General features: G+C 68.2%; 13 protein-coding genes and 2 rRNA genes. 6 read left to right on the top strand and 9 right to left on the bottom strand.

The window, feature by feature from the left end:
* Window positions 1-29 precede the first annotated feature (29 nt).
* The gene (locus tag CRP45_RS14380; protein WP_308209820.1) at window positions 30-497 is read right to left on the bottom strand and encodes a VOC family protein; all 468 of its coding nucleotides are present in this window, start codon (window positions 495-497) and stop codon (window positions 30-32) included.
* Between the two features lie 64 nt (window positions 498-561).
* Here CRP45_RS14380 and CRP45_RS14375 point away from each other — a divergent pair, with 64 nt between their 5' ends.
* The 4 genes from CRP45_RS14375 to glgB are packed head-to-tail and all read left to right on the top strand — an operon-like array spanning window position 562 to window position 6,068.
* A complete protein-coding gene (locus CRP45_RS14375; RefSeq protein ID WP_097245524.1) occupies window positions 562-1,161 on the top strand; it encodes a TetR/AcrR family transcriptional regulator in 600 nt (199 codons plus the stop codon).
* A gap of 48 nt (window positions 1,162-1,209) precedes the next feature.
* Window positions 1,210-1,851 carry a LysE family translocator gene (locus CRP45_RS14370; RefSeq protein ID WP_097245523.1) on the top strand — a complete coding sequence of 214 codons (642 nt, stop codon included), beginning with the start codon at window positions 1,210-1,212 and terminating at the stop codon, window positions 1,849-1,851.
* A 39-nt stretch (window positions 1,852-1,890) separates the two neighbouring features.
* On the top strand, window positions 1,891-3,894 hold the full coding sequence (locus CRP45_RS14365; protein ID WP_067790753.1) for an alpha-1,4-glucan--maltose-1-phosphate maltosyltransferase: 2,004 nt from the start codon (window positions 1,891-1,893) through the stop codon (window positions 3,892-3,894).
* A complete protein-coding gene (gene glgB / locus CRP45_RS14360; RefSeq protein WP_097245522.1) occupies window positions 3,891-6,068 on the top strand; it encodes a 1,4-alpha-glucan branching protein GlgB in 2,178 nt (725 codons plus the stop codon). The genes CRP45_RS14365 and glgB overlap by 4 nt, the downstream gene beginning before the upstream one ends.
* Window positions 6,069-6,392: 324 nt before the next feature.
* Here the strand turns inward: glgB and CRP45_RS14355 are convergent, their stop codons facing one another.
* From CRP45_RS14355 to CRP45_RS14345, 3 genes are all read right to left on the bottom strand, one after another.
* Window positions 6,393-7,232, bottom strand: coding sequence for a tetratricopeptide repeat protein (locus CRP45_RS14355; protein WP_067790757.1), 840 nt, complete (start codon window positions 7,230-7,232; stop codon window positions 6,393-6,395).
* 61 nt (window positions 7,233-7,293) lie between these two features.
* Window positions 7,294-7,662: a DUF3817 domain-containing protein gene (locus CRP45_RS14350; protein ID WP_372508142.1), complete on the bottom strand. Its 369-nt coding sequence runs from the start codon at window positions 7,660-7,662 to the stop codon at window positions 7,294-7,296.
* Between the two features lie 144 nt (window positions 7,663-7,806).
* A complete protein-coding gene (locus tag CRP45_RS14345) occupies window positions 7,807-8,985 on the bottom strand; it encodes an acetyl-CoA C-acetyltransferase (RefSeq protein WP_097245521.1) in 1,179 nt (392 codons plus the stop codon).
* Between the two features lie 126 nt (window positions 8,986-9,111).
* On the opposite strand from CRP45_RS14345, the gene mce reads away from it, so the two are divergent.
* Together mce and CRP45_RS14335 are read left to right on the top strand one after the other, a co-directional pair.
* Complete coding sequence (gene mce / locus CRP45_RS14340; protein WP_067790795.1) at window positions 9,112-9,585, top strand: methylmalonyl-CoA epimerase; 474 nt, start codon at window positions 9,112-9,114, stop codon at window positions 9,583-9,585.
* An 86-nt stretch (window positions 9,586-9,671) separates the two neighbouring features.
* Window positions 9,672-10,676 (top strand): coiled-coil domain-containing protein, encoded by a 1,005-nt coding sequence (locus CRP45_RS14335; RefSeq protein WP_067790763.1) that lies wholly within the window; start codon window positions 9,672-9,674, stop codon window positions 10,674-10,676.
* Window positions 10,677-10,774: 98 nt separating this feature from the next.
* On the opposite strand, the gene CRP45_RS14330 is transcribed toward CRP45_RS14335, so the two are convergent.
* The 5 genes from CRP45_RS14330 to CRP45_RS14310 form a co-directional block, all read right to left on the bottom strand.
* Window positions 10,775-11,071 carry an ATP/GTP-binding protein gene (locus CRP45_RS14330; RefSeq protein ID WP_097245520.1) on the bottom strand — a complete coding sequence of 99 codons (297 nt, stop codon included), beginning with the start codon at window positions 11,069-11,071 and terminating at the stop codon, window positions 10,775-10,777.
* A gap of 133 nt (window positions 11,072-11,204) precedes the next feature.
* A complete protein-coding gene (locus CRP45_RS14325; RefSeq protein ID WP_097245519.1) occupies window positions 11,205-11,918 on the bottom strand; it encodes an endonuclease/exonuclease/phosphatase family protein in 714 nt (237 codons plus the stop codon).
* 17 nt (window positions 11,919-11,935) lie between these two features.
* Window positions 11,936-12,628, bottom strand: coding sequence for an endonuclease NucS (gene nucS / locus CRP45_RS14320; protein WP_067790768.1), 693 nt, complete (start codon window positions 12,626-12,628; stop codon window positions 11,936-11,938).
* Window positions 12,629-13,046: 418 nt separating this feature from the next.
* Window positions 13,047-13,163: ribosomal RNA gene (gene rrf / locus CRP45_RS14315) — 5S ribosomal RNA — on the bottom strand.
* A gap of 201 nt (window positions 13,164-13,364) precedes the next feature.
* Window positions 13,365-13,592 (bottom strand): 23S ribosomal RNA (locus CRP45_RS14310); the annotation flags it as partial.

Here is a 13,592-nt window from a genome sequence, read left to right as displayed (position 1 = left end):
CGCCACTCGACCACCTCCACCCAAGTCGCTCACCGATCGGCGAACTTCTCGGCGGTGTACTCCGCGCTGAACTGATCGGCGTACTCCGCGCTCGGCGGGATCTCCATGATCATGTCGATCAGCACGCCGTTCGGGTCGGCGACGATGAAGTGGCGCTGGCCGAAGTCCTCGGACCGAATTTCCAGCTCGGCGTTCAGTCCGCCCCGAACGACAAGGCGCTCCCATTCCGCGTCGACGTCGTCGACCTCGAAGTTCAGCAGCAGGCCCTGCACCGGCTTGCGGTAGGCCTCCGGCACTGTCGGGTGGGTGTAGTCGAGCAGCGCGAGTTCGTATTCGGGCTCGTCGGCGCCACCCCGGCGACGCAGGCTGATGTACCAGTCCGCCTCGAAGGTGATCTCGAAGCCCAGCCACTCGGTGTAGAAGTCGCGCGATTCCGCGAGCCGGGTGGTGCCGATGACGGGGTAGAAGCTGCCGAGTTTCATGTCCGAGCCTTTCACGTACCGATGGTATGTGAAGTAAGGTAGTTCGCATACCGATGGAATGTCAACGGAGAGGCTTCCGATGCCGAGCACCCTGCGCGCCCAGCAGCGCGAAGAGACCCGCCGGGCGCTGTTGCGCGCGAGCAGGCGCCTGTTCGCCGCGAAAGGCTATGGCGCCGTTGGTCTCTCGGAGATCGTCGCGGCGACGGGCGTCACCAAGGGCGCGCTGTACCACAACTTCGCCAGCAAGACCGAGCTGTTCCGCGCCGTCCTGGAGCAGGTGCAGCAGGAGGTCGGCGAGCGGGTCGCGGCGGCCGCCGACCCCGACTCGGACGCCTGGACCCAGCTGGTCTCCGGATGCGAGGCGTTCCTCGCCACCTGCACCGATCCGGAAATCCAACGCATCATGCTGATCGACGGCCCCGCGGTGCTCGGCTGGCACGAATGGCGGGCGCTGGACGAAGCCAACTCCGCCCGGCATCTCGAGGAGGCGTTGCGACTGCTCATCGACACGGGCGTGCTCGCACCGCAGCCGATAGCCCCGCTCACCCACTTGCTCTCCGGCGCGATGAACGAGGCCGCGCTCTGGCTGGCCACCGCGTCCGAGCCCGACGCCCTCGACCAGACGACGACCGCCCTGCGCGGCCTGCTCGAGGGCCTGCGCGCCGAGCGACCGCACTGAGAATCCAATCCACTGGCCGGTCCGCGCCTGCCGTGCCACCATCGGCGGATGCCGCACTGGGTCGACGTTCTCCCCGAATTCCTGCTCGCCTGCCTGGCGCTCGCCGCGCTGCCCGGCCCGGCGACGGCCCTGTTCCTGCAACGCTCGGTGCGCGACGGCCGCCGCGCCGGACTCGCCGCGGTGGCAGGCAACGAGATCGGCGTGTTCGGCTGGACGCTGGCGGGTGGCGCCGGTCTTTCCGTCCTGCTGGTGGCGAACGCCGTGCTGAACACCGCCGTGCACGCGCTCGGCGCGGCGGTGCTGATCTGGCTCGGCGTGCAGGCGTGGCGCGGCGCGGGTCGTGACGACGCCTTCGGCTCCACCATGACGACGCTGCTGCCCGCGGGACGCACCCCGGCCGCGGCCTTCCGCGCCGCGTTGCTCTCGATCGCCGCCAACCCCAAGGCCGCCGTGTTCGGCCTGACGATCCTGCCGCAGTTCCTGCCGAGCAGCGGGCCGGTGCTGCCGACGGTGCTGATCCTCGCCGCGATCCAACTGGTGATCGACACCGCATGGTGCGTCGGCGTTGTCCTCGCCGCCGACCGCGCCGGCGGCTTGCTGCGCCGCGCGCGCATCCGGCAGCGGGTGGAGCGCGCACTGGGGGCCGCGCTGGTGGCGCTCGGCCTCGGCCTGGCCGCCGATGCCCGCTGAAAACGCATCATCGGCACGGCACCGGGTAGGTTGGTCCACGTGACCGGCCGCATCGCCATCGATGACACCGCCCCGTCCATCCCCGGCGGCCGCCCGGCCAAGGCCGTGGTGGGCGAGGTGTTCCCGGTGCGCGCCGTGGTGTGGCGCGAGGGGCACGACGCGGTCGCCGCCACGCTCACGGTGCGCGCTCCCGGAGCGTCGCGGGCCACCCGAATACGGATGACCCCCGACTACGAGCCCGACGTCTTCAACGCCACTTTCGTACCGAACCTGCCCGGCGCGTGGACCTTCCGCGTTGAGGGCTGGAGCGACCCCATCGCCACCTGGCGCAACGCCGTGGAAGCCAAGCTCTCCGTCGGACAGAGCGCCGTCGACCTGGCCAACGACCTCGAGCTCGGCGCCCGGCTTTTCGATCGGGCGGCGCAAGCGCTGCCCAAGGCCAAGTTCGAGAAGCTGCGCGCCGCGGCGGCGGCGTTGCGCAGCGACGAGCAGCTGCCCGCCCGCGTCGCGCCCGCGTTCAGCGAGGAGGTCGCCGAGATCCTGCGCGACACTCCGCTGCGCGATCTGGTGACCAGGGGCCCGCAGCACACCGTGCAGGTCGAGCGGCAACGCGCGCTGTACGGCTCGTGGTACGAGTTCTTCCCGCGCTCGACCGGCGGCTGGGACGCCGAAGGCAAGCCCGTACACGGCACCTTCGCCACCGCGACCAAGGAACTCTCCCGCATCGCGGGCATGGGCTTCGACGTGGTGTACCTGCCGCCGATCCACCCGATCGGCGAGGTGAACCGCAAGGGCCGCAACAACTCCCTGTCCGCCGAACCCGGCGACGTCGGCTCCCCGTGGGCGATCGGCTCGAAGGACGGCGGACACGACGCCGTGCATCCCGCGCTCGGCACCGAGGCCGACTTCGCCGAATTCGTCGCCGCCGCAGGGCAACTCGGCCTCGAGGTCGCCCTCGACCTGGCGCTGCAATGCGCGCCGGACCACCCGTGGGTCGCCGCGCACCCGGAGTGGTTCACCACGCTGCCCGACGGCACCATCGCCTTCGCCGAGAACCCGCCGAAGAAGTACCAGGACATCTATCCGGTCAACTTCGACAACGACGCCGACGGTCTCTACGCGGAAGTGCTGCGCGTGGTACGGCACTGGATCGGTCTGGGCGTCAAGATCTTCCGCGTCGACAACCCGCACACCAAGCCCGCCGATTTCTGGGAATGGTTGATCACCACCGTGCGGCGCACCGATCCGGACGTGATCTTCCTGTCCGAGGCGTTCACCCGGCCTGCCCGCCTCTACGGCTTGGCGCGACGCGGATTCAGCCAGTCCTACACGTATTTCACGTGGCGGGTGGCGAAGTGGGAGCTCACCGAGTTCGGCAACGAACTGGCCGCCAAGGCCGACGAGGCCCGCCCGAATCTGTTCGTGAACACCCCCGACATCCTGCACGAGAGCCTCCAGCACGGCGGACCGGGCATGTTCGCCATCCGCGCCGTGCTCGCCGCCACCCTGGCACCGACCTGGGGCGTGTACTCCGGTTTCGAGCTGTTCGAGCACCAAGCGGTGCGCCCGGGCAGCGAGGAGTACCTGGATTCGGAGAAGTACGAACTGCGCCCGCGCCCGTTCGCCGAGGCGCTGGCCCGCGGCGAATCGCTGGAACCGTGGCTGACCAGGCTCAACGAGATCCGCCGCGCCCATCCGGCGCTACAACAGCTGCGCTGCTTGCACTTCCACCACGTCGACAACGACGCCATGCTCGCCTACTCCAAGTTCGATCCGGTCAGCGGCGATGCCGTGCTCGTGGTGGTGAACCTCAACCCATACGGCGCCGAGTGGGGCTTCCTCTCGCTCGATCTGCCCGCGATCGGTCGCGAATGGCACGACCACCCCGTGGTCGTCGACGAGGTCAGCGGCGAGGAATACCACTGGGCCCAGACGAATTACGTCCGCCTCGATCCCGCCAAGGCGGTCGCGCACATCATCGCGCTGCCGCCGGTGCCCGCGCCCGCCCGGATGGAGCTGGCATACCGGCGGTCGTTCCGATGACCCGCGCGGCAACCATCAACCGCCGCGATCTCATGCTGCTCGCGGCGGGGACCCATCACGACCCGCACACCGTCCTCGGCGCCCATCCGCATCCAGACGGGACGGTCGTGCGGGTGTTGCGGCCGCATGCCGACACCGTCGCGGTGCGCGTCGGCGACGTCGACCATTCGCTGAAACCGTTGGGGTACGGGATCTTCGCCGCGGTGCTGCCCTACCCGGACCTGATGGACTACCGCGTGGTCACGACCTATCCGGACGGACACACGGTGGTCGCCGCCGACGGTTACCGCTTCCTGCCCACCGTCGGCGAGCTCGACCTGCACCTGATCGGCGAGGGCCGCCACGAGCGGCTCTGGGACGTCCTCGGCGCCCATCCCCGCGACTACACCACGTTGGACGGCCCGGTCGCGGGCACGTCGTTCGCGGTATGGGCGCCGAATGCCCGCGGCGTCACCGTGATCGGCGATTTCGACGGATGGAGCGGCAACACCGCGCCGATGCGCGCGCTCGGTTCGTCGGGCATCTGGGAGGTCTTCGTCCCGGACGTCGGCGTTGGCACGAAGTACAAGTACCGCGTGCACGGCGCCGACGGACGCACGGTGGACCACGCCGACCCGCTCGCCTTCGCCACCGAACACCCACCCGCGACGGCCTCGGTCGTCACCGAGAGCCGCTACACCTGGGGCGACGCGGAGTGGCTCGAACGCCGCGCCGCCACCGACCCCAACCGTGCGCCGATGAGCGTCTACGAGGTGCACCTCGGGTCCTGGCGGCCGGGCCTCGGCTATCGCGAATTGGCCGAGCAGCTGGCCGAATACGTGCTGACCTCGGGCTTCACCCATATCGAACTGCTGCCCATCGCCGAGCACCCGTTCGGCGGCTCCTGGGGTTATCAGGTCACCTCCTACTACGCCCCGACGGCGCGCTTCGGCTCCCCCGACGACTTCCGCGCCTTCGTCGACCACCTGCACGGCGCGGGCATCGGCGTGCTGCTCGACTGGGTGCCCGCCCACTTCCCGCGCGACGAATGGGCGCTGGCCCGCTTCGACGGCACCCCGCTCTACGAGCACGCCGACCCGCGCCGCGGCGAGCAACTCGACTGGGGCACCTACATTTTCGACTTCGGCAGGCACGAGGTGCGCAACTTCCTCGTCGCCAACGCGCGTTACTGGATCGAGGAATTCCACATCGACGGCCTGCGCGTCGACGCTGTCGCCGCCATGCTCTACCTGGATTACTCACGCCGCGAAGGCGATTGGGAGCCGAACGTACACGGCGGCAGGGAGAACTTGGAGGCCGTCGACTTCCTGCAAGACCTGAACGACACCGTGCACCGCAACCACCCCGGCGTCATCACCGTCGCCGAGGAGTCCACCACCTGGCCCGGCGTCACCCGCGGCACCGACGTCGGCGGACTCGGCTTCACCATGAAGTGGAACATGGGCTGGATGCACGACACCCTCGGCTTCCTGCGCCGGGACCCGATCCACCGCTCCTGGCACCACAACGAGATCACCTTCTCGCTGATGTACGCGTGGAGCGAGAACTACGTGCTGCCGATCAGCCACGACGAGGTCGTGCACGGCAAGGGCACGCTGTGGACGCGGATGCCCGGCGACGATTTCGCCAAGGCGGCGGGCGTGCGTGCGCTGCTCGCCTACATGTGGGGCCATCCCGGCAAGCAGCTGTTGTTCATGGGCCAGGACTTCGGCCAGTTCCGCGAGTGGTCGCACGACCGCGGCCTGGACTGGGGCGAACTGGACAATCCCCTGCATTCCGGCATCGCCGCCGCCGTCCGCGACCTCAACTCCGCCTACCGCGCGCACCCGGCGTTCTGGAGCCAGGACACCACACCCGGCGGTTACTCCTGGCTGGAGGCCGACGACCGCGAGCACAACGTGCTGGCGTTCCTGCGCTACGGCGCGGATGGATCGGTCGTCGCGTGCGTGTACAACTTCTCCGGCTCGGTGCACGGCGAGTATCGCGTCGGGCTGCCCGTCCCCGGCGAGTGGAGCGAGATCCTCAACACCGACGCGGCGGAATACGGCGGCTCCGGCATCGGCAACTTCGGCGCGGTCAAAACCGAGGAGATCCCCTGGCACGGCCGCCCCTTCTCGGCAAGCATCGCGCTGGCACCGAACACCGCGGTGTGGCTAGCGGGCCCACCCACCTGACCGAGCCACCCACCTGATCACGGTGGACGCCCATCCGACCGACAACTGGCTACCCACCGTCCAGTTCAATGGATGAAGGCCACTTCCAGTTGGTCTGGCACGATGAAGGCCGCCTTCTGTCGGTTACCGCGCCGACCATTCTGGGCGCGGCCTGGCCGATGGGACGCGGCCTGGCCGATGGATCGGGTCTGCCTGTTCCATCGCGTGCCCGAACGCAAAGACGCCCGGGTGTAATCGCTCCGGGCGTCTGAGGCTATCGGTCGCTCGAGTGCGGCTGAATCCGATCCGGCAGACCGGTGAATCCGCCGCTGCGGGCCGCCCCGATCAGTACAGGGCGGCGGCGAGCTTCCTGCGGGCCGCGACCACGAACGGCTCGGCCTGGTCGAACAGCTCGAACAGTTCGAGCAGGTGGGTGCGCGCCTTGGTGCGGTCGTCGCCGGCGGTGCGCTTGACGACGGCGATCAGCCGATCGAACGCCGCCTCCGGCCGCTGGTTGAGTAGTTCCAGATCGGCGGCGTCGATGGCGGCATCGACGTTCGCCGGGTCCTGGTCGGCGGCCGCGAGCGCCGAATCCGGCACCTGCTGAGCCCGTGCCAGGAAGCGCAGCTGCCGAAGCGCGCCCTTGGCTTCCTCGTTGTTCGGTTCGGCCGCCAGGATCGCCTCGTAGGCGGCCTCGGCGCCGGCCAGGTCACCGCGCTCGAGCGCGTCCTCGGCGGCGGTGAAGCGCGGATCCTCCGCGGGCTGCGGCTGACCCGCGCCGCCCTCCAGCTTGCCCGCGACCGCGTCGACCACCGCGTCGAGCCACTGCCGCACCTGCGGCTCGGGCTGCGCGCCCTCGAAATCGGCCAGCGGCTGCCCGGCGGCGATGGCGATCACCGTGGGGATGCCCTGTACCCGCAGCGCCTGCGCGATGCGCATGTTGGCCTCGGCTTCGACGGTGGCCAGCTCCCAGCTGCCGCCGTCGGCCGCGACCAGCCGCTCCAGCGTCCTGACCAGTTCGACGCTGCCGGGGCTGCGCTGCGAGTACAGCGCGACGACCACCGGAACCTGCATCGACCGGCGCAGCACCTTGGTCTCGAAGTCCGCTTCGCCGACCGCGTAGTCGCCACCGGTCGCACCGGCGGGCGGCTGCTTCAGGCTGGACAGATCCACCGCTCCGGACATGGCAGCGGCGACGGCGGGCGAGGGACGGCGTGCGGCAGGTCGAGTCACGGTTTCCAGTTTGTCACGACGCGGCGCGAACGGCTTCCGCGGCGGGGGTCGCGTCGGCGTTGCTCGATCCGCTCAGCTTGCCGGTGCGCACGGCCCATACCTCGAAGATCACCGTGAAGAACGGCGGAATGCTGGACAGCAGCGCGAGCACGGTGGTCTTCCAGTTCCAGCCGAGTTCGCGCGCCGCGAGCAGCGCGGTCAGCACGAACAGGATGAAGATGGTGCCGTGCACCGGGCCGAAGATCTTCACGCCGATCTCGTTGCCCGGGTCGGGAATGTACTTGAACGCCATTCCGACGAGCAGACCCAGCCAGGACAGTGCCTCGAGCACCGCGAAGAAACGGAATCTACCGGCGACGCTGCGCAGATCGAAGAAACCCATGCGCACCATTGTGCCGTATGCACTACGACGGGTCGTAGTTGAACACGTCACATAGGTAGCCGTCTCGGCGCGCCCGCGCGGGACACACCGATCAGACGACGTCGCGCCCGGCGCCGAAGCACCGAGCGCGACGCCCGTACCGATTTACACCTTGATGATCAGCGCGTCACCCTGACCGCCGCCACCGCACAGCGCGGCCGCACCGACACCGCCGCCACGGCGCTTCAGCTCCAGGGCCAGGTGCAGCACGATGCGGGCGCCGGACATGCCGAGCGGGTGGCCGATGGCGATCGCGCCACCGTTGACGTTCACCTTCTCGGTATCGATGCCCAGCTTGCGCGCCGAGGCGATGCCGACCGCGGCGAACGCCTCGTTGATCTCGACAACGTCCAGCTCGGCGGGCGAGATGCCCTCGCGCGCACAGGCCTTGGCGATGGCGTCGGCGGGCTGGTCCTGCAGCGTGGAGTCCGGACCGGCGACCACACCTGCGGCGCCGATCTCGGCGATCCAGCTCAGACCGAGCTGCTGCGCCTTCTCCTTGCTCATCACGACCACCGCGGCCGCGCCGTCGGAGATCTGCGAGGCGGTGCCCGCGGTGATCGTGCCGTCCTTGCGGAAGGCCGGGCGCAGCTTGCCGAGCGACTCGACGGTGGTGTCGGCGCGAACGCCCTCGTCCTTGCTCACCAGCACCGGATCGCCCTTGCGCTGCGGCACCTCGACCGGGACGACCTCGTCGTCGAACACGCCGTTCTTCCACGCCGCCGCCGCGCGCTGGTGCGAGGCAGCCGCGAACGCGTCCTGATCGGCGCGGCTGATCGGGTCACGGTCGTTGCGCTGCTCGGTGAGCGCGCCCATGGCCTGGTCGGTGAAGATGTCGTGCAGGCCGTCGTAGGCCATGTGGTCGCGCATCGTCACATCGCCATACTTGAAACCCTCGCGGCTCTTTTCGAGCAGGTGCGGCGCCTGGCTCATGGACTCCTGGCCACCGGCGACGACGATCTCGTACTCGCCCGCGCGGATCAGCTGGTCGGCGAGCGCGATGGCGTTGATGCCGGACAGGCACACCTTGTTCAGGGTCAGGGCCGGCACGTCCATCGGGATGCCCGCGGCCACCGCCGCCTGCCTTGCCGGAATCTGACCCGCGCCCGCGGTGAGCACCTGGCCCATGATCACGTAGTCGACCTGCTCCGGCGCGACGCCACCCTTCTCCAGCGCGGCCTTGATCGCGAAACCGCCGAGATCGGAACCGCTGAAGTCCTTCAGGCCGCCGAGCAGCCTGCCGACCGGGGTGCGCGCACCGGACACGATGACGGTTGTGGTCACGACGAGCCTCGCATTCGTTGGTGGAACCCGCTCGCCATCGCACGAGCGACGGCGCGGCGTCAATGTACTCAACGGTAGCCTGTGTGCCCTCGGTAACTTCACCCAGGTTGGCGCTACCGTCGAGTGGTGACCAACGCAAATCAGACATCCGAACTCATTCCGGGCGACTACGTGGTCGCGATCGACCACGTCGGCATCGCGGTCCCCGACCTGGACACCGCAATCGCCTGGTACGCCGAGAATCTCGGCATGATCGAGACCCACCGCGAGGTCAACGAGAGCCAAGGCGTGCACGAGGCCATGCTGTCGCTGCCCGGTGCACCGGACGGCGCGACTGCTCTGCAGTTGCTGGCTCCCCTGAACGCGGACTCGACGATCGCGAAGTTCATCGACCGCAGCGGACCGGGCCTTCAGCAGCTCGCCTACCGCGTCACCGACATCGAGGCCGTCTCCGCTCATCTTCGTGATCGCGGACTGCGTTTGCTGTACGAGGCGCCGCGGCACGGAACCGCCGATTCCCGCATCAATTTCATCCACCCGAAGGATGCTGGCGGTGTGCTGGTCGAGTTGGTCGAGCCGAACCCGAATGTTACGCACTAGTATCAAGATCGGGGCCGGAAAACTCGTCGGAATCACATTCGCGGTCGAGTCACCATCGGCCCTCCATAGGCTGTAGTTTGTGTGCCATGTCGTCACCCGAGTCCGATCGCAATCGCTTCGTTGCACTGCCCTTCACCGTTGTGCGCAAGGGTTATGCGCAAGACGAGGTGCGTAATTACTTCGACCGCTTCGATGCCGAGCTGAGGGTCACCGCCACCGATCGCGATGCCGCTGCGGCGCAAGCCCGTAACCTCGCGAGCCAGTTGGAGGACGCGCGGGACGAGATCGACGAGCTCCGCAAGGAGGTCGACCGACTCTCGGTGCCGCCGACCACTGCCGAAGGCATGTCCGACCGCATCTCCCGCATGCTGCGGCTGGCCTCCGACGAGGCCTCCGAGGTCCGGGCTCTCGCCCAGGCCGAGGCCGCGGAAATGGTGTCGATCGCGGAGCAGCAGGCGACCGAGATGCGCGGCAAATACGAGTCGCTGCTCGCGGAGACCAAGGAGAAGCGCGAGGCGCTCGACATCGAGTTCGAGCAGACCCTGGCGAACGCACGCACCGAATCCGCCAAGATCATCGAAGCCGCTCAAGCCGAGGTCGAGCGCCTCGGCAAGGAAGCCGAAGCCAAGCGCAAGGCGACCCAGCAGGACTTCGAAGTCACCATGGCCGAGCGCCGCACCAAGCTCACCCGCGCCATGGAGGAGCTCGAGGCCACCAGCCGCGCCGAGGCCGCGCAGCGGATCAAGGACGCGACCGACGAGGCCAACCGTCTCATCACCTCCGCCACCCAGACCTCCGAGCGCAAGATCGCGCACGCCAAGGAACTGGCCGAGGAGATGCGCGTGCTGCGCGGCCGGGTGCTCGCCCAGCTGCTCGGCATCCGCGGCCAGCTCGACTCGGTGCCCGCGATGCTCGCGGCCGTCAACCGGGAGAGCGAACTGCTCGACGGTGTTCCGGAGCAGCGCAAGTCGATCGGCGGTAACACCAAGTCGGTCACCGGTTCCCGTCCGACCAAGGCGATCCCCGAGGTCACCAACGAGGACGAGGACTTCGACGCCGACGAGCGCGAGAACGCCGACATCGCGAACTGACGTCGGCTCAGGCGACGACGCAGTACATCACCACAGTTCACCCGAAGGCCGCTCCCGTCAGGGGGCGGCCTTCTTAGTTGGATTCGCGGTGCTGCAGCTCAGGACCAGCGGCGGGTGATACGGCGGGTCCGGCGGCCGTTCCAGCAGCCGCGGTGCCAGTGCCGTCGGTCGTCCTCGCCGCCGTCCGCCGCCCACGCGACGATATGGGCGACACCAGGGGGGATCTCGTGGTCGCATCCTGGGCACCGATAGGTCTTCGTGGCGCGGGTGCCGGGAATGGTGCGCACGATGTAGACGTCGTCGTCTGGACCGCGTTCGGTGCGCCCGAACACATCGCCGAGCGGCGCACTGTCGGACCCGGCATGATCGCGGGCGCGCGGTTTCCGGCGGGGCATGCGGACAAGCGTAATAGGCGGTCGCGGCATCGAGTTGATCCGTACACCTCCCGAGCAGGCAACGCTCGGCGAGCGCTGTCCGAAGACCCGCACTCGGGCCGAGGAAGGCGCGACCGCCCGATGAGCGCTCGCGTCACACAGCGATCGTGGCGCGGACCGGATTGTGGTCCGACAGTCCGTCGGCGCTCTCCACCGCGGCCTCGACCGCGTCAGCGCCGTGCGTGACCACGTGGTCGATGAACTGGGACTTGCTTCCAGAGGTCCGCGGCCGGGTCGGCAGCGAGCCCGCGGGCAACTCCGCCACGGTGAAACCCGCACCGAGTCCTTCGGCCACGACGTCGCGATCGGCGTTGAAGTCACCGAGCAGCACCGCCGGACGCGACGGATCGGACAGCGCCCAGCCGGCCAGCGTCGACAGCTGGCGCCTGCGGCGCTCGTCCCCGGTGACGTGCGTCGCGACAACAGTCAGACCGGACGTCGCGACAACCAACGCGCCCTTACCCGGATCGTCCCCGAACGCCGCAGCTAACACCGTGTGCCCGGGATCGTCGACCACGAGCACCAGGTACTCGTCGCGGTCCCGCAGCGAGGTCGGAATCCGCTTCGGCCGCGGCACCCGGGGATAGCGCAGCGTGTGAATCGTGCGGTCGGGAAGTGCGTCTCGAAGGGCGGCCAGTTGATCGCCGCTGACCTCCTGCAGCGCGATGATCTGTTCCGAGCGCTTCGCGATCCGGGCGGCGATGGCCTCGATCCGCTCGTCCTCGACAGGCCACTTGGTCGCGACGTCCTCGTACCAATTCTCGGCGTGCACGCGGTGCAGGACGTTCCAGGTGGCGACGGTGATCATGTATCGGTATCCCGAAGTCAGAAGAGCCGGAATTCGTTGCTCTCCGTGCCGCGCAGGGCGTCGTAATCGAGTGTGAGGCAACGGATGCCGCGATCCTCGGCCAGCGTGCGCGCCTGCGGCTTGATCTGCTGCGCGGCGAACACACCGGACACGGGAGCCAGCAGCGGATCGCGGTTCAGCAGTTCGAGATAGCGGGTCAGCTGTTCCACGCCGTCGATCTCACCGCGCCGCTTGATCTCCACCGCGACGGTGGCGCCGTCGGCATCGCGGCAGAGCAGATCCACCGGGCCGATCGCGGTCATGTACTCGCGCCGGACGAGGGTGTAGCCGGCGCCGAGTGTCTGCACGTGCTCGGCCAAGAGCTCCTGAAGATGGGCCTCCACACCGTCTTTCACCAATCCGGGGTCGACTCCGAGCTCGTGCGAGGAGTCGTGCTCGACGTCCTCGATCGTGATGCGCAGTTCCTCCCCCGCCTTGTTCGTCACCACCCACAGCGCCTTCGCACCCTCGGGCAGCTCCGCGGCGGCCGCATCCCGCTCTTCCAGCCAACACGGCGGGCTCATCCAATTCAGCGGCTTGTACGAACCGCCATCGGAATGAACGAGCACCGAGCCGTCGGCCTTGATCAACAACAGCCTGCGGGCCATCGGAAGGTGAGCGGTCAAACGACCGACGTAGTCGACCTGGCAACGAGCAATCACAAGGCGCACCGGTCGAGTCTAGGCCCTGCGCCACGTCGACCGGGACCCGCCCGACCCACTCACCGCAGCGGCACGAAGCAGTACGTCACGCCCTTGGCGGTATGACAGTTCCCCACAGTGAGTTTCGGTCCCGCGCACGAGTGCACAACGGCGTACTCGCCGCCCACAGCACAGCACTGCCGCCCCTGACGCCGCCGACCAACGACCACGACCGCCAAGACGATTGCGACGCCGGAGCTCTTGCGTCGCGGCGGCGGAGGGCCCGTTGTCTGATGCCCAGTGGACTCGGCCGGATAGACCGGCGGAAGTCTGTATTGCGGCGTTCCCGGGGTGTGATGCTATCGGGACGGAATCGCCTGTGTTGAAAGGCATCTCGCCCGAACGCAAAAAGGCCCCCAGCTGATGCTGGGGGCCTTTCGCAATGATGTTCCGGCGGTGTCCTACTCTCCCACACCCTGTCGAGTGCAGTACCATCGGCGCAGGTGGCCTTAGCTTCCGGGTTCGGAATGGGACCGGGCGTTTCCCCACCGCTATAGCCGCCGTAACTCTATGAAACTATCCACACACCGTGTACCCACGTCGGGTGATTCGAGGGCCATACCCTCGAGCTCCCGACAAAGGGAAGATTCCGAGGGCGAACCCTCGAATTCTCGACCGAATCACAACAACCGTGGGCTGTTGTGGTTCGATCACTCGGTGTCTGTGTGTTGTTTCAGATACCGCACAGTGGACGCGTAGCTTCTTCGTTGGTAAGTCCTCGGCCGATTAGTACCAGTCACCTCCACACGTTACCGTGCTTCCAGTTCTGGCCTATCAACCCCATGGTCTGTGGGGGGCCTTACCCCCTCGAGGGGGTGAGAAACCTCATCTTGGAACAGGCTTCCCGCTTAGATGCTTTCAGCGGTTATCCCTTCCGAACGTAGCTAACCAGCGGTGCCCTTGGCAGGACAACTGGCACACCAGAGGTTCGTCC

It is taken from the genome of Nocardia amikacinitolerans (assembly GCF_900215415.1).
GTDB lineage: Bacteria > Actinomycetota > Actinomycetes > Mycobacteriales > Mycobacteriaceae > Nocardia > Nocardia amikacinitolerans.
Note: the sequence above shows the minus strand (reverse complement) of the source record. Positions and strands in the feature narration are given on the sequence as shown.